Annotated in this window: 17 protein-coding genes and 1 pseudogene; 11 read left to right on the top strand and 7 right to left on the bottom strand. The window is 43.4% G+C overall.

The window, feature by feature from the left end:
* Nucleotides 1–257: 257 nt before the first annotated feature.
* Nucleotides 258–1712, top strand: a complete 1455-nt coding sequence (gene modF, locus H9L11_RS19845; RefSeq protein ID WP_064354613.1) for a molybdate ABC transporter ATP-binding protein ModF — start codon at nt 258–260, stop codon at nt 1710–1712.
* On the opposite strand, the gene H9L11_RS19840 is transcribed toward modF, so the two are convergent.
* Complete coding sequence (locus H9L11_RS19840; protein ID WP_205391117.1) at nt 1700–3172, bottom strand: EAL domain-containing protein; 1473 nt, start codon at nt 3170–3172, stop codon at nt 1700–1702. The genes modF and H9L11_RS19840 overlap by 13 nt on opposite strands.
* Nucleotides 3173–3520: 348 nt before the next feature.
* On the opposite strand from H9L11_RS19840, the gene H9L11_RS19835 reads away from it, so the two are divergent.
* The 3 genes from H9L11_RS19835 to H9L11_RS19825 all read left to right on the top strand — a co-directional run bounded on the left by H9L11_RS19835 (nt 3521) and on the right by H9L11_RS19825 (nt 8433).
* Nucleotides 3521–4255, top strand: a complete 735-nt coding sequence (locus H9L11_RS19835; RefSeq protein ID WP_005386192.1) for an IclR family transcriptional regulator — start codon at nt 3521–3523, stop codon at nt 4253–4255.
* Between the two features lie 6 nt (nt 4256–4261).
* Entirely contained in the window at nt 4262–5101 is an 840-nt protein-coding gene (locus H9L11_RS19830; RefSeq protein WP_025768977.1) for an arginase family protein, read from the top strand.
* A 305-nt stretch (nt 5102–5406) separates the two neighbouring features.
* Complete coding sequence (locus tag H9L11_RS19825) at nt 5407–8433, top strand: DUF6701 domain-containing protein (protein WP_205391116.1); 3027 nt, start codon at nt 5407–5409, stop codon at nt 8431–8433.
* A gap of 66 nt (nt 8434–8499) precedes the next feature.
* On the opposite strand, the gene H9L11_RS19820 is transcribed toward H9L11_RS19825, so the two are convergent.
* The 4 genes from H9L11_RS19820 to pcp all read right to left on the bottom strand — a co-directional run bounded on the left by H9L11_RS19820 (nt 8500) and on the right by pcp (nt 12112).
* Entirely contained in the window at nt 8500–9792 is a 1293-nt protein-coding gene (locus H9L11_RS19820) for a DEAD/DEAH box helicase (RefSeq protein WP_005375652.1), read from the bottom strand.
* Between the two features lie 170 nt (nt 9793–9962).
* Nucleotides 9963–10949, bottom strand: a complete 987-nt coding sequence (locus tag H9L11_RS19815; protein ID WP_017821090.1) for a GTP-binding protein — start codon at nt 10947–10949, stop codon at nt 9963–9965.
* Between the two features lie 63 nt (nt 10950–11012).
* On the bottom strand, nt 11013–11276 hold the full coding sequence (locus H9L11_RS19810) for a hypothetical protein (RefSeq protein ID WP_005375648.1): 264 nt from the start codon (nt 11274–11276) through the stop codon (nt 11013–11015).
* A 197-nt stretch (nt 11277–11473) separates the two neighbouring features.
* Nucleotides 11474–12112: a pyroglutamyl-peptidase I gene (pcp, locus tag H9L11_RS19805; RefSeq protein ID WP_017821091.1), complete on the bottom strand. Its 639-nt coding sequence runs from the start codon at nt 12110–12112 to the stop codon at nt 11474–11476.
* Between the two features lie 289 nt (nt 12113–12401).
* Between pcp and H9L11_RS19800 the strand changes: the two genes are divergently transcribed.
* The 4 genes and pseudogenes from H9L11_RS19800 to trpB all read left to right on the top strand — a co-directional run bounded on the left by H9L11_RS19800 (nt 12402) and on the right by trpB (nt 15459).
* Nucleotides 12402–12650: a hypothetical protein gene (locus tag H9L11_RS19800; protein ID WP_005375646.1), complete on the top strand. Its 249-nt coding sequence runs from the start codon at nt 12402–12404 to the stop codon at nt 12648–12650.
* A gap of 306 nt (nt 12651–12956) precedes the next feature.
* Nucleotides 12957–13169 carry a cold-shock protein gene (locus H9L11_RS19795; protein WP_005375644.1) on the top strand — a complete coding sequence of 71 codons (213 nt, stop codon included), beginning with the start codon at nt 12957–12959 and terminating at the stop codon, nt 13167–13169.
* Nucleotides 13170–13522: 353 nt separating this feature from the next.
* Nucleotides 13523–13781: pseudogene (locus H9L11_RS23675) on the top strand (S1 RNA-binding domain-containing protein); the annotation flags it as partial.
* A gap of 454 nt (nt 13782–14235) precedes the next feature.
* Nucleotides 14236–15459 carry a tryptophan synthase subunit beta gene (trpB, locus tag H9L11_RS19790; RefSeq protein ID WP_170890047.1) on the top strand — a complete coding sequence of 408 codons (1224 nt, stop codon included), beginning with the start codon at nt 14236–14238 and terminating at the stop codon, nt 15457–15459.
* A 131-nt stretch (nt 15460–15590) separates the two neighbouring features.
* Here trpB and H9L11_RS19785 read toward each other — a convergent pair whose 3' ends face one another.
* Complete coding sequence (locus H9L11_RS19785; protein WP_054576803.1) at nt 15591–17048, bottom strand: DUF3360 domain-containing protein; 1458 nt, start codon at nt 17046–17048, stop codon at nt 15591–15593.
* A gap of 418 nt (nt 17049–17466) precedes the next feature.
* On the opposite strand from H9L11_RS19785, the gene H9L11_RS19780 reads away from it, so the two are divergent.
* Entirely contained in the window at nt 17467–17883 is a 417-nt protein-coding gene (locus tag H9L11_RS19780) for a VF530 family DNA-binding protein (protein WP_005375544.1), read from the top strand.
* A gap of 151 nt (nt 17884–18034) precedes the next feature.
* On the opposite strand, the gene H9L11_RS19775 is transcribed toward H9L11_RS19780, so the two are convergent.
* Entirely contained in the window at nt 18035–19285 is a 1251-nt protein-coding gene (locus tag H9L11_RS19775; protein WP_104980805.1) for a DEAD/DEAH box helicase, read from the bottom strand.
* Between the two features lie 576 nt (nt 19286–19861).
* Between H9L11_RS19775 and H9L11_RS19770 the strand changes: the two genes are divergently transcribed.
* Together H9L11_RS19770 and yidZ are read left to right on the top strand one after the other, a co-directional pair.
* A complete protein-coding gene (locus H9L11_RS19770; protein ID WP_205391115.1) occupies nt 19862–21067 on the top strand; it encodes an MFS transporter in 1206 nt (401 codons plus the stop codon).
* Nucleotides 21042–21998 (top strand): HTH-type transcriptional regulator YidZ, encoded by a 957-nt coding sequence (gene yidZ / locus H9L11_RS19765; RefSeq protein ID WP_033907131.1) that lies wholly within the window; start codon nt 21042–21044, stop codon nt 21996–21998. The genes H9L11_RS19770 and yidZ overlap by 26 nt, the downstream gene beginning before the upstream one ends.
* Nucleotides 21999–22122 lie beyond the last annotated feature (124 nt).

Here is a 22122-nt window from a genome sequence, read left to right as displayed (position 1 = left end):
ACAAACGGCAAATATGAATTTATCAGCATAACATATACATGCATAATGATAGGTTGATTCAAAAATAAAACAAAATTATTGACAAGTTTACTTGTTACTTAATGACTCTAGTCGCATTTTTATCCTCTACTACAAGGCTTCGTTAATATGCACAAGACTGAGCACTGTTCAAAATTAATACACAAAAGCGCTTCCGTACTGAGTTCGTAAATTGTTATAAGTAATCCACTAAAACGAAAACAGGGAAGACAAACACAATGACTATTCACTTTCGTCAGCTTGCAGCTAAGAGAAACACGACACACTTGTTTATTGACGATTGGAAAATTAACACTCAGCAGTCTTGGGGGATATTCAGCGCGGATGGAGATATTGGCTCTCTGCTTGGAGACCTTATTTGTGATGAAATGTCACCAAATAGTGGGGAAATTGAGCTAAATGGGCTGTCCGTTGCGCAAGTGTCGTTATCAGAGCAACAGCGATTACTGGAAAGAGAATTAGAAAAAGATGATACGGATTTTCTTGATCGTATCGACCAAGGGAGCACTGTTTATTCATTAATCCTAGAGCAGAGCCAAGACACCAACTTAACTGAACAGCTAATTAATGATCTCGACCTAAGTCATCTTAAAGATAGTGGCTTCCGCGTTCTCTCTACCGGAGAAACCAGAAGAGTAATGCTCGCCCGAGCTTTAGCCACACAACCTGACTTAGTATTACTCGATAATCCATTTACTGGCTTAGATATTGCGCACCGAGCTGCTCTCGCTCGCTATTTACACTCGCTTTCTCAAAATGTGCAACTACTCGTAACCTTCTCTCGCGAATCTGACATGCCTGAGTGGATCAATAGCATCGCGCTTTTCAGTGCAGGAAAGCTTGATAGTACAATGGATAAGTCCAGTTGGGATAATCATCCAATCATTGGACAAATAAAATCTCAGTCAGAGCAACAGAGTGAAGAAATGATGAGCTTGATACGTCAGCATCAGCACTCGACGCCATTCAACAACCCAATATTTGAACTAAAGAATGGGACTGTTGAATACACCGATAAGAAGATTTTTACTGACTTGAACTGGCGCATAGACAAGGGCCAACATTGGCAGGTCAAAGGCCCAAATGGTTGTGGAAAGAGTACCTTACTTGGATTGATCTTTGGCGATCATCCGCAATGCTACAGCAATGACATTGATATTTTTGGTAAAAAGCGTGGTACTGGCGAGACAATCTGGGAAATTAAGCAGCATATCGGTATGGTGTCTTCAGCGCTACACCTCCAATATCGAGTCAATTGCAGCGCATTAGAAGTCATTTTGTCAGGATTTTACGATTCGATTGGGTTGTATAACCAGCCAACTCGCAAAGAGATGAATATTGCAAACGAGTGGCTCGATATCTTACATATGAGCCAGTACAAAAAAACCTCATTCAAGCAATTAGAGTACGGTCAGCAGCGACTATTACTGATTGCAAGAGCCATCGTGAAACAACCCACATTATTGATTTTGGACGAGCCGTATCAAGGGTTAGATTTTTTGGGTAGACGGTTAGTTAAGAACACACTTGAGCTCATCGCTAGAGAGAATTTAAGCCAACTATTGTATGTGTCTCACTACCAAGAAGACCGCTTAGATAGCATCAAAAATGAGTTAGAGTTTGTGTTTGATGAAAATGCTCAGTGTTATAGAGCTAACGTCTACCAATCATAATGACTTCGCTGCGCAAGCTGCTCATAAGGTAATGGTTTGGAGTATAGGTATCCCTGATGATATCTCACTCCCATCTGCTTTAAGTGTTCAGCTTGCGCTATGGTTTCCACGCCTTCAGCGATCAATTGTACTTGTAATTCTTCCGCGAAATGAACCATCGCTTTTAAGACAGAAGCACTAAGGCTAGGAATACCAATGGTTTCGACAAAGCACTTATCGATTTTTAAGTAATCTATGCGCATGTGCTGTAGAAATGCTAACGAGGTTTGGCCAGTTCCAAAATCATCGATCAGCACATCAATACCATGCACTCGCAGCGCTGCAATGCATTTTCTCGCCTCTGAATCAATGAGCTGACGCTCCGTTATCTCTACCCCTAATGAGACTTTGTTTCGGCTCAACTGTCTGTCGAGCAATTGAATTTTTCTGATCGCGTTTGGTCCGACTAAATAACCAGGCGGCACGTTAATACCAAGGTGGACAGGCTGATCAAAGCCTAATTTACTGAAGTCCTCTGCCGCTTTATCCAGAACGAAATCAGTAAGTAAAAAAACCAATCCACTTTGCTCTGCCGCAGGGACAAACTCATCCGGAGAAATGAACCCCTTACTTTGATGCTCCCATCGCACTAGCGCTTCAAACCCGAATAACTGGCCGGTATCAACGTTAACTTGCGGTTGGTAATACAGGGTCAACTCTCCTCTTTTTATCGCTCTTTTAAGATCCAGTATCAAATTGCGATGGGGATCAATAAACTTATTCAACGCATACAAGCAAAGGTAGATAACGAAAATAATTGGAATTGAGTACAAAAAATAGGAAAGTGTTCTCTGTTTGACGAAAAGATCGCTGGCTTCGCTCAAAGCTTCATACTCAAACATTTGCGACGATTTGATACCGATAGGATTACTTCCCGCTCTTAATGCTCCTTCAGGTGAAACTTGATCATGGATAAACAGCGCAGAGCGTTTTAGGCGTAAATCGTTGTTAAACCCTATTGTCGCATTAAAGTAGTCATGATCGATAATCGTTACGGCTTGATAACCCCGCTCTCCCTCCGTTACCACAAGCAAGAACTGATCGTACAAGCTATCAACACTACCAAGCGCTAGCGTTTGTCCCTTAGGAAAGGTGATGTGCTCAGCTAACGGTTTAGAGATACTTCCCAATTTCGAAGAACAAGTAATGACTCCCTCTTTCACAATGAGCATTTCTTCAATATCTCGTTCAAACATTAAGCTTTGCTGGAGCTCTTCACATCGTTCAGGGTGTAGCAACGCCGTGCGGTTTTCTGTCTCTATTTGGAATAAAATTTCATCTGCAATTTGCACATTTTTTTCTAATAAATGATTGAGATTGTTTTGCACGCTTTCACGAGCTAAATACAAAACCTCTCCAATAACCAAGGGAATAGGCAGAAGAAAAATGATGGCTTTTTTAAAAATCGCCTTATTCAGCATATAAAAGTAACCTTTTATAAAACCGATTTACTGAGATGGTACCTCGATTCCGATACCCGCTAGCAACTCACGTTTTTTAACATTATTTGTTTGGATTAACTCAGTATGCGAAACGCTGAGTAATACCGCAAACTAAACAATGTCTTATTCACTCCTGTTCCAATTTAGTATCAAGCGCCTCAAACCTGAGACTTTAATTCGACACCATGTTATGTCTATCGGTACTTGCGAAAGTCTTTACCTGTCTGTTTCTCATCATGTAAGAATTACCCATTAAAATTATTTTTCTTTTCTCAGTGATTAAGAATTATATTTGTCGTAACTCCTACAACACGTTACAACACTCTCATGACGACAAACAAAGCTAATGCTAACCAGGTAAACGAAAAATCACTGCAGTTGTTAATGCAAGTTGCAGTTAGTCCGTTCCCAGTTTCTGCGAAAACGCTAAGCGAGCAATTGAACGTTCCTTTAAGCAGCCTTTACCGACACTTAAAACTGCTGAAAGAGTGGAACTTGATCGAAGAAAGCGTTCACGACAAGACATTTGTCGTTGGTCCGGCGGCATTATTACTCATGCACAGCTATGAGACCGCGCAACATGGGCTCGACATGGTCGAAACCATACTGGCTAGGTTGGTACAACAAACCGGGGAAATGGCCGCTTATATGGTACCAGCGGGTTATCGTGCGCTTTGTGTCAGACAGAAAGAAAGTATGCAGGCGCTGCGTTGCAGCTTCGTCCAGGGTCAAAGTCAACCTCTGCTGCGCGGTGCCTCATCTAAAGTGATGCTTGCTTTTATGCCTCAAAGTCGATGCGAGAAAATCTTGAGATATTTTAATCAAGATCACCGACGTGACGAGTGGGAAAAAGAGCTCACAACCATCCGTAAACACGGATATGCCGTCAGTACTTCTGAGATTGACCCTGGTGTTTCAGGTATTAGCGCACCGGTAATGAAAGGAAGCAAACTGATTGGCGCAGTCTCGGTGATGGCTCCGGCCCACCGAGTCGAAAAGGATAAGCAGCGCATTATTTTACATGTACTGCAAGCGGCAAGGGCACTACCACCAGAAAGGTAATTCATCATGTTAAGCTTTTTCAAACGCTATAAACTCCACCACACCGTGAAACAGCCGCAGCATTACCCTTTTTCTTTTATGACAGTGTGTGAGTATTTGCCACCCATGTCTAAGGGCGCGTTTGAATTAGCTGATCAAAGTTTGGAAAATGCTAGCGATTGGCTATACCAACAGCATGATCATGAAACCGCTGAAAACTTTGGTCACTTCAACCACGACAAGCTGGAAAATGGCGAGTTTCAGGAAGCATTAAGCCTTTCGCTTTCTCGCCACTCAATTCCTGTTTTAGTCACTAACTGTACCGAGGCAATCTTGTCCATGTTACCTGTGGTCGTGTCCTATCGAGACGAAGTGGGTGTGGTAAATATTGGACATGACATGAACTTGAAACCAACACTTGAACCACGTTTAGGCTCGGCATTCCATTTTGCTCTTTCTCGCTATCAAAACGTGCGATTATTTTTTGCTGGTGTTAGCGAACAAGATACAAAGCAAGAAACGTGGGAATACGCGGAGGATCAAGGTTGTGACTGGGTAACCGATAAAGAGTTTTCTTTTCGTCATCGCAATAATGTTAAGCAACAGATCGGCAATTACCTAGACCACTGCGACCAAATAATCATTAGTATCGACCTTGGATCTCTAAAAACCAAAAACAGCCTTGATGGCGCGTCAGAAATTGATATCCAAATGGTTCTACGCACGATTAGGCAATGTTTGGTTGCAGGTAAAGTGAGAGCAATTCAGCTCGTTGGCGATCGAGATTGTCTGGTGTATTCGAGACAAACGAAAGCCATACTAGAAGAGTTATATCAGATGGCTCCACTCATCGTTCACGCTGCCTAGCGTTATAAACGTTCAGAATCAGGATCGCGTCCTTCCTGATTCTGAACCAACATGCTTACTTATTATCCTTAACTAACAAATAGTTACACATATAAATCGACACACATCACACTTACCTCTTGAACTAACCTGACACTTACGTTGTAATAAGGCCGCTAAACTTTGGTATGACATACGAAATAAAAATAACCAAAGTTCAATAACTAAGCGGCTTCAAAACAAAAAGTACCGCAGCTATTCCAATTTCAGTGAGCATTTGCTCACGCTCGCTTGATGCCATCTTGTTCCACTCATTAGGACATTTGATGATGCGTCTTTGCAGTATTTTCACTGCGGTTCTTTTTTTACCGCTAACCTCACACGCCACCACTTATGACGTAAAAGATCTATCTGAGTTAGGTCAACTTTGCTCACACAAGAGTTTTAGTATCGAAAGCGATGGCACGACTTATCGCTGTACAGGGAAACTAGTCCTACCCGCTGATGATAAAATTGTCTCCTCATTACCGGAAAAAGAGATAACGTTAAAAGCAGATTATGGAATTGTGTTAGAGGGGAATAATACGATTGGTGAACCCAATAAACGTATCTCTCTACACGCCCTCGCTACCGGATTAACGGTTAACAATGAGAAAGCATCAAACCTCGACGATTACCAAAACAAACACACTGTCATCTATGGTGATCTTCTATCGGCATACCCAACAAAGCTGCATAACATTCTCATAGACGGGAATATTAAGCTAACAGGTTCGACACTTAACATTGATGGAACGTACAACACCATTATTGGTGACATTTTGACTCACAGCACGACCAATATACTTAATACAAACATCTGTGGTAAGGTCGAATCACAAGGCGAAACACTACACCTAAAAACAAACCATCCTTTACAAGACCATTTTGTCGTCGGTGATGTTTCTGCGCACAAATCTCTGATTATAAAAGATATGTCGATCTATGGTACGGCTGAATCTGTAGGATCGTCAGCTACATTAAGTGGCTCATTCTATAGTTCCACCGCAGCAATTAAATACTTCCACACATTGAACTTCAACAACGCTCCAAATCAGCCTAGTCAAGTTTGTGGTGAAATCCAACAAACGCCAGGAAGTGCACAAACGAAAGCACAAGACAACAAATACACGCAATACTGTGGATTGGGCGAGGCTGATTGTCACTACTCTTCCCAAATCTGTCCAATCACCCCTCAAGATGTTCCGAATTGCAGCATGCAGCCTCCATCGGAGAACGACTTAAACCTCAGCGTCACACCATCGGACGACATGGCACTGATGTGCGGCGACGATCTTCCGCAATTTACAGCAATGACAACCAATAATGGAGAAGTTGTAAGCGCAGAAGTCAGTGCAGCCCTATCACACCCTGACTTGTTCACTTTAGAGGTGATCAAAGGTCAGCAGACATTAAAAGCAAACCAATTTATGTCTGACGACAATGGTGAGCTCGTTGTTCGAGTGGTCCCGAATAATATTGATACGATCTCGTTAGATACCAACTACACAATAACTTTCACTATGGCAGAAGACACCAGCAAGCATCAAACTGTTCGCTTTATGTTTACGCCATTTATGTTTGAGGCCTACTCAAAGACGAAAAGCGCCACTTTAAATGAAATACGCGTTATTGCAGGTAAACCAGAAAACGTGCATACGCGATTGCTGGCTTGTGCCTCCACCGGCGAACCTGTAGTGGCAAGCAACTACAATGGTACGCCTAAGATTTTTCATCCATTGGTTCAACCATTAGGAGGAAGTGAAGGAAACTTTAGCTATTCAGCGGAATTTAAAGACGGCTTGTCTGAACATGGTCTTATCACGAACGAGTCCGGCATATTTGAAGTGACATTGTCCGATCATTTTGAATGTGAGGGATTTGAAGAGTGTCCAGAAGAAGGCAAAGTGGAAGTGAAAGGGACATTTAATGTGCACTCGCGACCATGGACACTCGCTATTTGTGACAACCAACGTGCTTTGCCTTCTGGCACCTCTGAACAAGGAGAAGGGTTTCTTGCTGCCGGAGAACTTTTCTCTCTAACGGTGAAACCAATCATTTGGCAACCTGACGGCTCTGTAAGTGGGTCTGTTGAATCAGCACGCTATTGTGATGCTTCTATCACCCGTAATTTTACGCTTGATGACGCTCCAGCAGCATCGGTTGTCTTGTCGAGTGAGCAACATACGCCATCAGAGACAGCGAACCAAACCTCAAAATTGCTAAAAAGTAGTGACTCACTGGCTCAGGCACATAATTCAGCCAAGAATGATCAATTCGTCTTTAATGGATTATATTGGGAAGAAGTCGGGAGCTTGAGAGTAAAAGCAAACCTAGAAAGTAAATATCTAGGTATGACTGTGAACGAAGGCTATCGTTACGTTGGTCGTTTTTACCCAAAATATTTTCAAGTGCAAGACCAAGAATGGCACTACCCACATGGCCAAACTTTTGCCTACATGAATCAACCTTTTGAGAAAGTCACTTACGATGTTGTCGCACTCAATGCGAATAAGGAAAACGTGAAGAATTACGTCCACTTTTCGTCTAACCTTCAACAACATTTCGATTTAGGCGAGCTAAGCTCATACTCCGATCGTTTTTTGCCGCCTAAGCCTAAGAAGGTAGACTGGAAACTACTGGGTAGCGCGAGTGTTGGAACGTTTGTGATCGAGAAGCCCTCGACCAATGCGACTTGTAACAATAGCCCATGTTGGAAAAAGAACACGACAGATAAACAATACCCTGATGGCCCATTTAATAAAGGGACTAACAGTGACAGCAGCCAAATAGGTTTAGTCACGACTAAAGCCGTTGATGAGGTAAACTTCTTCGACGATAGCGAAGTGCTCACAAAACAACCAGACATTCGATTCGGTCGTTTGAACTTTCAAGATGTAGGTGGCAACCAAGGCATGGTGATCAAAGTGCCACTTGATGTGGAAATTTGGCAAAACGGTCGATTTACGACTAACTTCGATGACAGCTCAACAACGGCGAGTGGTGAATATTACTTCAGCACGCCAATTTGGTCTCATGCGCTAGCAAACAACGCCCTGCTTTCTGGCGTTGGAACGATGAGTATTGGCAGAATGACCGATATCGTTGCAAGCCAAATTGACTCAGCACGCGAGCAAATACAATTCCACCTGGATTTAGACGGCTCAGGTAATCGCATCCCTTGGCTGAAATACGATTGGGATAACACGACAAGTGAAGAGGAAAATCCACCTGTTACAGTTACGTTTGGTATTCACCGAGGAAACGATCGCATTATTTATCGTGGTGAGCCAAATATGCTTGGCCTAAATTAACGCGAAACGACAAAACAAAAAAAGCCCCTATATTGAGGGGCTCTTTTCATCACAAACTGATGTAATTTACTTTGCGCCACGACGCGCTTTCAGGCGCTTCACCATAGCAAGACGACGCTCTGCCGACCCTTGGTCTGTTGCCGACTGGTTCGGATTATTACGACGACCTTGACGATTCTTGAATGCTGGTTTTGAGTGCAGCTTTTCAATGTAAGATTCACGCTGTTTTGGTTCATAGCCAGCAAGCTCAATACGGCGAATTCGCTGCTGGATCAGATTTTCAACCTGAACAACCGTGAGTTCTTCATCTCGATTTACAAATGAAACGGCATGACCTTGTTTACCTGCACGGCCTGTACGACCAATTCGGTGAACGTAATCTTCCGCTAAGAAAGGCATGTCATAGTTCACAACGTGAGGTAAGTCTTCAATATCTAGACCTCGAGCAGCGACATCGGTAGCCACCATGACACGTGCTTTACCGGACTTGAACTCTTCTAACGCACGACGACGAGCACTTTGAGCACGGTCACCATGACAAACCACCGCTTTGATACCATCAAGTTTCAACTCTTTTACCACTTCGTTTGCGGTCTCTTTGTAGTTCACAAATACCAACACTTGTTTCCAGTTCTTACGACCAATCAGCTCCGAAAGCAGTTCCGTTTTTCGCTCTTGATCAACTGGATATAACACGTGAGCAACTGTCTGTGCTGTCGTATTCGCTCGCTCAACTTCAATACGCTTAGGCTTACGCAGGATATCTTTTGCTAACAGATTTAGTTGGCTCGAAGTCGTTGCGGAAAACATCATAATTTGCGGATCAGTATCCACATCTAGCATGATCTTACGTACTGCGTGAATAAAGCCCATGTCCAAGATACGGTCTGCTTCATCAAACACTAAAAACTCTAAGTGTGCGACCGAGACATTACCTTGTTCAATGTGCTCTTCCAATCGACCTGGTGTAGCCACTAGGATATCTACACCGTTTTCTAATGCCGTTACTTGAGAAGACATTTTACGGCCACCGAAAATCGCAGCCACCGACAGGTTCGTGTACTTCGTGTAAGCTTTGATGTTGTCAGCAATTTGTTCAGCAAGCTCACGAGTTGGAGCCAAGATAAGTGCGCGAGCAGTCTTACGAGAAGCGCTACGGTTACTGTCTAGCAACTGCTGAATCATAGGCAGAGAAAACGCAGCCGTTTTACCAGTACCTGTTTGTGCTGTAGCGAAAATATCATGGCCTTTGCGAGCCATTGGAATCGCCTTCTGTTGAATTGGCGTTAACTTTTCATAACCGCATTCTGCCAGTGCTTTAACCACTTCTGGCGCAAAACCTTGAGATGAAAATGACATTGAGCGTATTCCTTAAACAAACCACTAAAAATAGCTTTAAAAATTTAGCCGTGCACTATACCCGAATTTGAGTGATTTATCTCACTTTTCTCATTGAAATCCTACAAAAGAAAAAACGGTGAGCACAGATATATTAGTGGTTCACCGTTTTCGTTTAACCTTTGCGCGATTTAATGTTTGATGCCAGATAACTGAAGGAGAATTCGCTCAAGCTCATCCCATGGCAACAGCTGAGAATCTATCACTTCTAATCGTGATTCAAAGCCTTCTAAGCTGATTTCATTCACCGACACGACTCGGTTGGCAACATTAAACGCGTAACAACCTTGATCCGTATTGACCACTGCTTTAACACGCTCTGCGGTCAAGTCCGAAAGCATAGAGAAAAGCTTTTCAAAATCAAACTTATACTCTGCCCCAAACAACCACCCACAACTAAAATAACCCTGCCCTTTGTTCTCTTTGCGCACAAAGGCTTCACCAGGCGCCAATTGGAATTGAGGCTCTTGATGAGCGTGGTCATGATGATGTGACTCGATATGGGAAGAAGCGCTGCCGTAAACCCGCTCAATATCCAAGACTTCTATCGGCAACTCACCGTCATGAATAAGCTTACTGAATACTTTTGAAGGGGATTGGTCCGTCACCCAGTCATTAAACACATCAAGGTCGTGGCTGGAACATAGGTCAACCTTACTACCAATAACCACATCTGCACTGTCTAACTGGTCCACGAAGTTTTGGTTAGAAAGATACTTTTCATCACTTAAGTTACGCGGATCAACCAAGGCAATCGTCGCTTTAAGATCAACGTAAGGTTCATACTGCTGTGAGGTAAGCGTCGCGATAACCTGTTTTGGATGACCAAGGCCTGTCGGCTCAATCAATAAACGGTCCGGTTTTTGACGCAATAATGCGGTGATACCTACCGACATCGGCACACCCGCAGTGCAGCACATACAACCACCCGGCACTTCTTTAATCAGCGCGCCTTGGTCGGTCATCAATGCACCGTCGATGCCAATCTCACCAAATTCATTGACCAAAACCGCCCAGTTTTCTTTTTCCGGTTTGTTCTTCAGTAGATTTAAAATCGTGGTCGTTTTACCGACACCCAAAAATCCGGTCAGTATGTTGGTTGGTACTCGATTTGACATGCTTATCTCCGACACGTTAGTGCATTAATGCTCCAGCAAAGTATACGGAGAATGTGACTCGCTTCAACGCTTTTTATCGCACGCATCAAGCTCATTGCGTGATGCGTTGGAACACATTTTTCGAGCTTGTTTGGGTTGACTTATCAACTCTGAACGCTTCATATCAGACAGGTATCTACTGGTATAAATAACGCAAGTAAAAAACGCGATAATAGCGACTACGATGGGAAGAACTCCGAGCGTGTTTTCGAATTTAAGCGCAGCAATAGCCAACGCGAAAACAACGACAGAGATAAGTGCGATTGACTTACTTTTGTTGCTTTTCATAATAACTCGCCTTTCGTAAAGTTAGCCCCTAACACCTCCTGTACTAGAGGAATGCCAGTTTGAACAACATCCAACCTGACTATTCAATGCTACTCCTTTCGCTACTTGTGAAATTTGACAAAGCTAACATTTACTACAACATCAAACGACGAGCTTATTATTATCTTTCATATACTTACTGGATTTTAAAACACTTACTAGCAAATCGACCCGCCGCTGACCAATATGTCGTTTTCATTGGCAATACAAACTTGCGCCACCAGCCTTAGCCCTTCGACTATCATCTCCAGAGACATAGAAGGCTGACTGCCATCTGCTGCTTGTTCTGGCAATAATGGAATATGAACAAACCCGTGACGAATCGGATTGTCTTTCAAGTAATGTTGGATGCCATAAAAAAGGTGGTTACATACAAATGTTCCAGCACTGTTGGAAATCTGGCTAGGTATACCCTGCGTTTGCAATGTTTGCACAACACGCTTTATCGGTAGTGTCGAGAAGTAAGCATCAGGACCATCAGCCACCACGGGTTCATCAATCGGTTGATGACCAGCGTTATCTGGAATACGAAAATCATCGACATTGATTGCGACACGCTCTGGGGTTATCGCGCTACGCCCGGCCGCTTGCCCTACAGTAATCACACAGTCTGGCTGGTGCGCTTCTATTGCTTCAATAACGACTTTCACCGAGTCATATCGAACTACGGGGACTGGGCAAGTAACTATCACACCTCCTTTTATGGCCGCGGCCTCTAATTGCTTGACCGCTTCTAAGGCGGGGTTAATGGCGTCACCACCAAAAGGTTCAAAACCGGTAATCAGGACTTTCTTCATAACAGCCTTTAGGAAAAGAGTTTCACAAATTATTGCACTCCCCTTCACCCCATCCAATAGCAAAAGTATTGATGAGATAAACCAGACAACATTATGTGACTCATGTCTAACCAGAGAGTGTTTTCTGCCTCATTGAATCTAGGCAAGTTCCGGACTATCGAGACTAACTTATTGATGATTAGTGGCAGGGCAAGGTTCTCTCATTACATGACGCACGTAGAAGCTTGGTTTCCACGCTTAACTTAGGTAGAGTACGCGACCGCAATGCAATTCGAAGAGATTGAATACAATGAATATTGATAACCATGTAATCGAAACGATTGAAGAGTTAGAGGCATTTCTGCATTTAGTAGAAAGCGGCGCTCTTGGCCTTGAAGGTGTCACTGGCGTTGCGCTAGCCACCTCTAATACCGATGGTCGTCCATTTGTTGCCGTATTAGGAGAAAAGCACCAATTGCTCCTTGGCCGCTGGGTTTCGCAGCACGTATATGACAATGGTAAAGACATCGTTCGTAACGGCCCAACCAGAAAACACTAAGCGCTCGACGCCACCTATAACATCACGCCGTCTTATACACCAAGCGTATGCTTTGAAAGCAATGCGCTTGATGTACTCAAAAAATAAAAAAGAAAAGGCTAGCCTTTATTAATTTTGTCGGTATACTGCACATCAGCTCTTACGGAAAGAGCTATTAATGTAATTAAAGATCAAAGTTTCTCTCAGTTCCACATCGAATTCCTCGTTTACGTTCCTGCGACAAAATAGTTATCTCTAAAATCATATAGTAGCACTTGATATTAGCTAAAAATTCAATATTTAAAACAATCAAATATAGAGGTATCTATGTCTAATAAATTAACTGGTTCAGTAAAATGGTTCAACGAAACTAAAGGCTTTGGTTTTATTTCTCAAGACAATGGCGGTGATGACGTATTCGTTCACTTCCGTTCTATTGTTTCTGAAGGCTTCAAAACTCTTACTGAAGGCCAAAAAGTATCGTTCGTTGTTGAACAAGGTAACAAAGGTTTACAAGCAGCTGAAGTAACTGCACTGTAATTCTTTGTGTGGCATCAATATTGTTGGTGCCACAATCCCCTTCCACTTGTTACTGCCCTTACTATTCTCTATCTAAGTTTATATAGCCAAATCACTTACCTCTCCCACACCATCATTAATCACTTTCAATAAAGTCACTTTGGTATACATCTTTAGGTAATCACACAACCTACCTTGCAATTCCAGTTTGGAATTAAATTAATCTCATTCATATCTGAATCACTTCGCCTCATGCTTTGCTCATAAAAATAAAGTTTATAAAATAAAAGCGATTGGCGAATATAAGAGAAAAAATGAAATTAAATATATCTGCTCAATCAATAAATTCTAATAACTACGAGCACATAATCCCTAGCTGAGAGGTTGAGTCAGCACTGAAATGTCATTACATGAAGCCATTTATCGGACAACACTTCATAGGGACAGCGTGTGGAGTCACACACTTCGGGGTATTTGTTGAGTTAGAGGAACCGAACCGAAGGTCTCATTCCTTTATCAAGTTTCCAAAATGGTGAGTTCGAATTTGATGCAGTCAAACAAAAAATTTCCAGCCAGAGCGCCACGTTTACTTTAGGGACCAAAGTGCACGTGTTGGTTAAAGACGCCGATTAGAGACAAAGAAAGATCATGTCCAACTTAAAAGACGCGGAACACGCGGTAGGTTAGCCTGTTTTAGGTTACTTTCTAATCCATTAATCAAAAATAAAAAATAAGCTTTTAATACCGCAATTAACTTGTGACATTTCGCTGACATCGACTCATTCTAAAACCCTAATATCTGACAAAGGAAACGAATCTAATTTTTGTTTCCAGACACCATCGCAGAGTGTATTTCCAGCACTCTGTTTGCCTCGAGAGGTTCTTATGACAGCCTAGGATCTCTCGAGGCTTTTTTGCACCTATTCAAACCACCTGATTCTACATCACAACTATTATCCCCTACACAAGCCGTACTTTTTAACTAGTGCACTAGATCGCGAACTCTGATTTAAGCAACTGATCACACAACCACTTCTAAATTTTGGGTATAAAAGTATCAATACTTTCGCTAACTAGGATGTAAATAATGAAAAACTCGTTTGATCTCACTATGCCCAACGAAGAAGGATACTTTGGTGAATACGGTGGTAGTTTTGTTCCACCTGAGCTTGAACAAATCATGCATGACATCAACGCAGCTTATGAGGAATGCAGCAAAGATCCTGAATTTAAAGCGGAACTCGCTCGCCTGTATAAGCACTTTGTTGGACGACCTAGCCCAATCTTCCATGCGGAAAACTTGTCTAAAAAATACGGAGCAGACATCTACCTAAAGCGCGAAGACTTAAACCATACAGGCGCACATAAAATTAACCACTGCTTAGGGGAAGCCATTCTCGCTAAAAAGATGGGTAAGAAGAAACTAATTGCAGAAACTGGCGCAGGGCAACACGGTGTTGCGCTTGCTACAGCCGCGGCATTGGTTGGCTTGAAATGCGATATTTACATGGGTGAAGTTGATATCGCCAAAGAACATCCGAATGTCGTCCGCATGAGAATCCTTGGTGCTAATGTCATTCCTGCCACTCATGGGCGCAAAACCCTCAAAGAAGCGGTAGATTCTGCATTCGAAGCTTATCTGAAAGATCCTGATACACAACTTTATGCGATAGGCTCTGTCGTTGGCCCTCACCCATTCCCTAAAATGGTGAGAGATTTCCAATCAATTATCGGTAACGAAGCACGAGTTCAATTCAAAGAAATGACCGGCAAGTTACCCAATAATCTCGTCGCATGCGTTGGAGGTGGTTCTAACGCGATGGGGCTATTTACTGCTTTCTTAGAGGATGAACAAGTCGCCATTCACGGCGTTGAACCTGCGGGCCGCTCTTTGCAAAAGGTTGGCGAGCATGCTGCAACACTCACACTCGGTGAGCCAGGTATCATGCACGGATTTAAGTCTTACATGCTTAAAGATGCACAAGGTGAACCTCAGGAAGTGCACTCTGTAGCAAGTGGCTTGGATTACCCATCGGTTGGACCTCAGCATAGTTACTTAAAAGACATTGGCCGTGTCAATTACGGCTCAATCAGTGATGACGAAGCGATTGATGCATTCTTTGAGCTGTCTCGTGAAGAGGGAATAATCCCTGCTATTGAATCCTCACACGCTGTCGCTTACGCAATTAAACTCGCGCAGCAAGGAGAAACCGGCTCGATTTTGATCAACTTATCAGGCCGTGGTGACAAAGACATTGATTTTGTCGTTGAACACTACGGCGCAAAATACGGCATTGAATCACTCATATAGCCTAACTCCGTAGCCTAACCCTACATGCAAAAAGCTACCTGGTACTAGGTAGCTTTTTGTTTTTGTCTACTATTTTAAGAAGCAAGTCCTTTTATTCACCAATCCCACTATGCCTTTAAAGCATAATTCGATTAACCGATAAGAGCTGGAATGCCTGGAAGCTGACCAACAACAGCAAGGGAGCCTGCACAAACGATAAACGCAGTGCCAGGAATCAGGTATTTATCTTTGCGCGAGAGTTCGTTGGCACGCTCATGGTCGCCGATAAGCCCGAGGTTATCCAACAGCATCGTGATTGCCCAACCGAAGACTGGATTAACGAATGCACAGGCAAAAATACAGATACCTGCACTGAGTGAATCTTTATGCTTATGGATCATCTGCATACCCGCTTCAAGGAGTGGTAAGAATACACCCACAATCAAAGCAACGCGCAGAACAGGTTCCCACATTGCTAGATCCATTGGGTAGCCAATTACCGCCGCCGCAATACACATGAAACCCGTCAACAGAGCGCCACCTGGAATAGGACGCTTGGCAATTGCGGCAGGAATCATGTACGTTCCCCAAGAAGAAGCTAGGTTTCCGCCCCCTAAGAGTGAACCAACCCCCTGACGAACAGATGCTCCGACCATCGTGTCGTCGACATCCATGAGTACACCTTTCGCTTCTTTTGGGTAGTTAAGTTCTTGAAACACACGATGGCCGAGATAATCAGGGGACCACATAGCGACTGCCAGTAGAGCAAATGGAGTCACGGCAATAAAGTGCTCTAGGGTTGGCCAGCCTAGCTGCCAGCCTGTATCTTCACCCCACCAGTAGAATGGACTGAAATTAGGCAGGCCCGGTTCTGTGGTAAAGGCAAACTCAGCGCCCATCAAATAAGCAACAATACCCGCGAGTGCAGAGCACAATGGGATAGCGAGCCAACGTTTATTGATCTTGGCTAAGTAAGCGTAAACCATAACGGTTAGGCCTATGACCACAAACGAAATGTAACCTTGGTCCGTACTTGCAGCCCACGCTTCCGTCTTATTAATTTGCCCGAGCAACCCAACGGCACCAAGGTAGATCAACAACCCTCCTCGAACCCCGATACCAGTCAGAGTCATGAGTTTAGAGCCACCTTTGGTTAAGGCGAGAATTAACCCAAAAACACATACCATCAAACCTAGCGCGAGAGGGTGCCCTCCTGCAGCTGCAATCATAGGAATCAGCGGTATCATTGGGCCATGGGTTCCCGCTAAGTTTGCATTCGGGTTTAGGATGGCAGAAAACAGGATGACGAACAGGGCTCCAGCGATAAGTAATTCGTAACGCACGTTTTCTGCAATGAATTCCGGAGATAAACCAAACTGAGCAGCAAAAGCGGAAACCATGGCAGTGACCATAACCACTTTACCAATGGTTGCTGCTAATGCCGGTACCCAGTCTTCGATTTCAATACTGTAATCACGTGAGGGCAAATGAATTCCCCAGCGACGGAAACTCATGACGGTTAAATCATGATTTAGAAAGTCTTCTCGGTTTTCAAATTCATGCGGTTTTTTGCGCACATCCCTGTAAAAAGTCTTACTTTTGTCAGACATTGAGTCATCCTTTTATGTTTCAACGTTGAACTACGTCAACTAGAGTTTCGCTTGGTAGACAGGCCTTCGACCAATACGAGACAACACCCACATCAAACTTCTAGGCCATACTAAGAAAGCGGCATGAACCAATTTTGATTTTGAGCTTATTAAGCATGTGTTGCTATGGGTAGGAATATTAGACATTAGTAAAAGAACAACAAAAATCTCACTTATTACACAATAATTTAACATCGAGCTGGGACGCTTGAACTTTTAAGAGTCATTTTTGAGCAGAGAGCCAAGTAGAGCGGCCAATTCCGATTTATACTTTCAAGGTAGAGAGCACTGTGCTCGCATCCATCGCAAAGTAACTATCGATATCTCTACATTGTATACTTTGTTAAACTCCGCCCTTTAATGAGTAAGGCCCTTAAAAATGATGACTGACGAAGAGAGAATCGAGCTGCAACAGAACAATCCACTGCACGGATTAAAGCTAGAGACTATGTTGCAAGAGTTAGTGGATTTTTACGGCTGGGACATTCTAGATACAGCAATGCGTTTTAATTGCTTTAACACTAAGCCTTCGATTGCAAGTAGCGTGAAGTATTTAAAGAAAACCGAATGGGCGAGAGAAAAATTAGAAAACTTTTACCTTTATCGCTTTAAGCGCATGCCACGCGCGAGCGAAGAAGAATACAACTTACCACCAAGAGCTCGTACCTTCCCTCATGGCCTTGAACCTAAAGAGCCAATGCCGCTAACCGTTGACTCTATTCTTAAGTCACAAGCCAAAGCAGCGTCTGCATTTAAAAAGCGTTCACCTCGCGGACGCCCTGCTCGTCGCCAATAACACTATCTTGAAAAGCAATAGAGCCCTACTGGTAGCTCCAGCAGGGCTCTATTGTTCTTTAAAGGAATGGCTAGAAGCGAAGACTCAAGCTAGTGAGCATTCCTTTTCTCTAACAACTCCCGTAAGTAAACTCACATGTAGTTTACGTTTTCTATTGATTACGCTTTTTCTTCTTTTTACCCGTACCTGCCGGCTTCGCTCGCGGCTTCATTGGTAAAAAGTAGGCTTCACTCTGATCGTCTTCCACTTCAAAACCGACTACCTGCTCCCGTTCAAGTTGGAACTTATTTTTCTTTTCTATCACTTTGAAATGGTGGTAGTCGTCGTAATCGATAAGAGATAACCCTAAACCTACTTCACCAGCACGACCACTACGACCGATTCGATGCATATAATCAGCAGGGCTACGCGGAAGATCGAAGTTAATCACCACTGGAAGTTTTTCTATATCAAGGCCGCGTGCTGCGATATCGGTGGCAATAAGAACTTGAATCTCGCCAGACTTAAAACCGTCAAGGACACGAGTACGAGCGCCCTGCCCTTTATCACCATGGAAAACTTCAGCGGTAATACCGCGTTTTGACAACTTTTGAGCTAAATGATTACAGGCATTCTTAGCATTCACAAAAATCAAAGTCTGTCGCCACTGATGCTGTTTGATTAAGTGCGCGAGTACCGCCGTCTTCTCACCTTTATTTACACTAAACACGCGCTGCACCAAAGTGCTGGCTTCTGCGCTCTGCAACTGAACTTCAACAGGGTCGCGGAGCAACTGCTGAGCCAGCGTCGTGACTTTATCAGGGAAAGTAGCAGAAAATAACAGCGTCTGTTTCTTCTCTGGTAGTAACGCAAGAATCTTATTCAGTTCTTCGGTAAATCCGAGGCTCAACATTCGGTCGGCTTCGTCAAGGACGAGCGTTTCTACTTGGTTCAACTTAATCGCGTTACTGGATACCAGATCAAGTAATCGACCCGGCGTAGCTACGATAATGTCACAGCCACCGCGAAGCGCTAGCATTTGTGGGTTCACCGATACACCACCAAATACGGCAACCGTTTTGATCTTATCTCGAAGATGGTATGAGTAAGATTTGACGTTGTATGCCACCTGTGATGCCAACTCACGAGTTGGTACTAAAATCAGGTGGGAAACGAAGTTGCCACGGCGATTGTTTGATCCGTCTTGCTGAACAATTTTTTGCAAGATTGGCAGCGAAAAAGCAGCGGTTTTACCAGACCCCGTATTGGCACCACCAATAATATCTTTCCCTTCAAGGATATCAGGAATAGAACGGGATTGAATGGGCGTCGGTTGGCTGTATTCCAACGCTTCTAGTCGCTCGACTAATGTTGGAATCAGGCCAAGATCGGCAAATGTCGCTTGCTGTGTTTTATCTGTCATTACGATGAGTGGCTCAGTGCTAGTAAAGGCCGTGTATCTTATGCTATTTCGCGTCTGGATGTTAGAGATAATGGCCCAAACAGAAGATTGGTGAAAGAAGCACTATAGAGTTCAGGAATTTCCTTTCACTAACATGAGTTAATGGTTTCGATAACCAATACTCTACGACCAAGATGGTAAAGCTCACGACAAGCAAAGTGAAAAGGAGTCAGGCATTCTGACTCCTGTAAAACAAAACACATTGTATTTTGGGGAAAGAGATTACAAAGGCAGGCCACACCCGAATCAAAGGCTTAACCACACTATTTAAGCTCTGCGGTTTTGAGAGCTTAATATAGCTTGAGAAAACTCCAGGTCACTAATGTCCATCGTTGTCTATTTAACTAATGTAGTGGACTCGGTTGTATAGATTACTTTCTCCCAATACCACGGTTCTTCTTAGGGCAAATTTGACTGCTATAGCCACAATCGTTACTGATGTCGTATATGGAAATACCTGTTGTCAGAAAGGTAACGCGCCAAGATGAGTAATGTTGCATATCATCCTCGTAAGCCCAATTCCTTCACGAGGTAGTAATGGAAAAAATTAATTTATCCCGATATCTGATATGTAGCTTCGCCTTTGTGTTGCTTTATCCTACGGCAATAGATCTCTACTTGGTTGCTTTACCACAAATCGCCCATGACCTGTCTGCCAGCGAATCACAACTTCATATTGCTTTTTCTATTTACCTCGCTGGTCTAGCATCGACTATGGTTTTTGTTGGGCGAACTGCTGATTGTTTAGGACGCAAACCTGTTGCCATTTGCGGTGCAGTGATTTTTACCCTTGCATCAATGTTCGCGGGCTCTGCTGAGACCAGTAATAGCTTCCTAATAATGCGCTTTTTCCAAGGCGTAGGTGCCGCATGTTGCTATGTAGTGGCCTTTGCCATTTTGCGTGACACTCTAGGGGACCCAGAGCGAGCTAAGGTTCTATCGATGCTTAATGGAATTATCTGCTCTATTCCAGTACTTGCCCCCGTGATCGGCAATCTGATTATGATCAAGTTTCCGTGGCCCGTGTTATTCACTGCCATGGCGATAATGGGTGTTGTGATAGGTTTAATTGCTTGCTTTGTCTTGAAAGAAACCTTGCCTAAAACCAAGCGCACAACTTTAAAGGTGAGTGAAGCTTCGAACGAATCACTATCTAACCGCTTTTTCATATCGCGCGTTATTTATACATCTTTAGGCGTCACAGCTATTCTCTCTTATGTAAATACGTCACCAATGATAATAATGGATTCAATTGGTTTTACTCGAGGCGAATATTCAACAACGATGGTACTACTCGCGATGGTAGGTATGACGACATCGTTTTCAGTTCCATTTGCTCTTTCTTGCTTCAAACAAACCACATTGATGTTCGCTGCACAAATGACCAATTTTCTGTCGGCTATCGTTATTCTCGCGGCTCACTTGAATAGCGATAGTCCGACACTTTATATGGTAGGATTCACTCTGCTCAGCATGAGTTTTCCAATGGGGTTTGGTGTGGCGATGAGCCAAGCGTTAAGCCAGTTCTCACGCAAAGCTGGACTTGCAAGCTCTATGCTTGGCATAGGTCAGGTTTCTTGGTCTGCACTTTACATTTGGTTGATGGCGACGCTAGGTGTGTCGGCCGTGATGATGTTAATGATAGCGTTGGTTGCTAGTGGCGTTATTGGACTCTCCGTAATATTATTATTTCCAAATCATAACGTTAGTGAGCCTCATGAAGAAATCTCTTGCCCGACTTGATCTTAATTTACTGCTCACTCTGCAACTGCTACTGCAAGAGCAGAGTGTTACTAAAACGGCGAAAAAACTTAATGTAACTCCCTCAACCGTGAGTAAGTCTCTAGGCAAACTACGCGCTTGGTTTGATGACCCGCTTTTTGTGAATACGCCGCAAGGCCTAAAACCAACAAATCTCGCGACAAACGTGCAAGTGCTTTTGTCAGACTGGATGCAGATCGGTAACCAGATTGTTTCACTCAGAGGTGATGATGTTCCAAGCGGAGTTAAATTTCATCTTGGAGTAGAGTCGCCATTGTCACTCATCATGGTCGACGAACTGACCAAACGAATCCATGACTTTTACCCAGACTCAACGGTAAAGTACCATAACTGGGATGAGGACTCATTAGATGCCATCACTAGCGGTGAAGTGGATATTGGTTTTACTGGCCGCGAAAGCCATCCTCGCTCCAAAGAGTCGTTAGAACTGCTACCGTATTTCATTAACTTCGAAGTGTTGTTCTCAGATTTACCTATGGTGTATGTCCGCAAAGATCATCCTGCGCTCAAGCAAGAGTGGAATTTGGATACTTTCTTAAGCTATGCCCATATCAATGTAGCATGGGAGAAAAATGACAGTTGGGTGTTGGATGAGATCTTGGCTGAGCAGGGACACACTCGAAACGTTAGCCTAACGATGGCGAGTTTCGAGCAAGCTTTATTTGTTGCAGAAAAGCCCGACCATCAAATGTTAACCACAGCACCAAAATATTGTCAGCGATACTGCGAACAGCTTCACCCCAACTTAATAGCGTTGCCTATCCCCGTTGCTGAAGATTATCAGCACAAGCTACTGATTCCATTTACTATGATTTGGCACAAGCGCAATAACCAGAACCCTAAAATCGTGTGGTTGAGGGAGACGATAAAGAGCCTGTATGGCACAAGTTGAACAGTTAATGTTTAAGTACATTTAAAGTAAAGGAATAGACATTCTCCCCCTTTATGTTGTCAATAAGCGTAGGAGTGTGATCTTGCCTTCTATTAGATTAAATACTTGAAAATCTTGAACTCTA

This window comes from Vibrio sp. sp1, from assembly GCF_016920955.1.
In the GTDB taxonomy this organism is placed as follows: domain Bacteria; phylum Pseudomonadota; class Gammaproteobacteria; order Enterobacterales; family Vibrionaceae; genus Vibrio; species Vibrio alginolyticus.
Note: the sequence above shows the minus strand (reverse complement) of the source record. Positions and strands in the feature narration are given on the sequence as shown.

What these genes read in the sequence shown, in the direction of transcription:
- H9L11_RS19820 (WP_005375652.1), bottom strand. Translation starts at nt 9,792, where the DNA reads ATGTCATTTTCATCTCAAGGTTTTGCGCCAGAAGTGGTTAAAGCACTG.
- H9L11_RS19800 (WP_005375646.1), top strand. Translation starts at nt 12,402, where the DNA reads ATGAATATTGATAACCATGTAATCGAAACGATTGAAGAGTTAGAGGCA.
- H9L11_RS19780 (WP_005375544.1), top strand. Translation starts at nt 17,467, where the DNA reads ATGATGACTGACGAAGAGAGAATCGAGCTGCAACAGAACAATCCACTG.
- trpB (WP_170890047.1), top strand. Translation starts at nt 14,236, where the DNA reads ATGAAAAACTCGTTTGATCTCACTATGCCCAACGAAGAAGGATACTTT.
- yidZ (WP_033907131.1), top strand. Translation starts at nt 21,042, where the DNA reads ATGAAGAAATCTCTTGCCCGACTTGATCTTAATTTACTGCTCACTCTG.
- modF (WP_064354613.1), top strand. Translation starts at nt 258, where the DNA reads ATGACTATTCACTTTCGTCAGCTTGCAGCTAAGAGAAACACGACACAC.
- H9L11_RS19815 (WP_017821090.1), bottom strand. Translation starts at nt 10,949, where the DNA reads ATGTCAAATCGAGTACCAACCAACATACTGACCGGATTTTTGGGTGTC.
- H9L11_RS19830 (WP_025768977.1), top strand. Translation starts at nt 4,262, where the DNA reads ATGTTAAGCTTTTTCAAACGCTATAAACTCCACCACACCGTGAAACAG.
- H9L11_RS19840 (WP_205391117.1), bottom strand. Translation starts at nt 3,172, where the DNA reads ATGCTGAATAAGGCGATTTTTAAAAAAGCCATCATTTTTCTTCTGCCT.
- H9L11_RS19785 (WP_054576803.1), bottom strand. Translation starts at nt 17,048, where the DNA reads ATGTCTGACAAAAGTAAGACTTTTTACAGGGATGTGCGCAAAAAACCG.
- H9L11_RS19835 (WP_005386192.1), top strand. Translation starts at nt 3,521, where the DNA reads ATGACGACAAACAAAGCTAATGCTAACCAGGTAAACGAAAAATCACTG.
- H9L11_RS19825 (WP_205391116.1), top strand. Translation starts at nt 5,407, where the DNA reads ATGATGCGTCTTTGCAGTATTTTCACTGCGGTTCTTTTTTTACCGCTA.
- H9L11_RS19810 (WP_005375648.1), bottom strand. Translation starts at nt 11,276, where the DNA reads ATGAAAAGCAACAAAAGTAAGTCAATCGCACTTATCTCTGTCGTTGTT.
- H9L11_RS19795 (WP_005375644.1), top strand. Translation starts at nt 12,957, where the DNA reads ATGTCTAATAAATTAACTGGTTCAGTAAAATGGTTCAACGAAACTAAA.
- pcp (WP_017821091.1), bottom strand. Translation starts at nt 12,112, where the DNA reads ATGAAGAAAGTCCTGATTACCGGTTTTGAACCTTTTGGTGGTGACGCC.
- H9L11_RS19775 (WP_104980805.1), bottom strand. Translation starts at nt 19,285, where the DNA reads ATGACAGATAAAACACAGCAAGCGACATTTGCCGATCTTGGCCTGATT.
- H9L11_RS19770 (WP_205391115.1), top strand. Translation starts at nt 19,862, where the DNA reads ATGGAAAAAATTAATTTATCCCGATATCTGATATGTAGCTTCGCCTTT.